Here is a 305-nt window from a genome sequence, read left to right on the forward strand (position 1 = left end):
CATAACCCAGGATCTTTCTTATCTTTCTGAAACGATAGAAGAAATACGAGTCATTCTGTTTGGAGGTGGCGGACTGACCTTGCTTCTTGCACTACTTGCAGCTTACTTTGTGTCTCGCCAGCACACCTCCCCACTGGAAAGTATTAACGATGCATGTCGGGATATTATTGTTGGCAATATTTCTCGCCGCATCCCCCATAAAGGTGCCGGGGATGACGTCGATGAACTGGCTATTAATATCAATGCCATGCTGGATCGTATTCAGTCTCTGGTGAAAGACGTGCGCCAGGTGACGGATGATATAG

Annotated in this window: 1 protein-coding gene; it reads left to right on the top strand. The window is 46.9% G+C overall.

Annotation, left to right across the window (positions count from 1 at the left end; translation table 11 throughout):
* Positions 1-305, top strand: a 305-nt coding sequence (locus ACY2RR_RS24455) for a HAMP domain-containing protein (protein ID WP_490110815.1), incomplete at both ends; no start/stop codon positions are given.

The sequence above is a fragment of the Parendozoicomonas sp. 2304DJ65-17 genome, assembly GCF_058148445.1.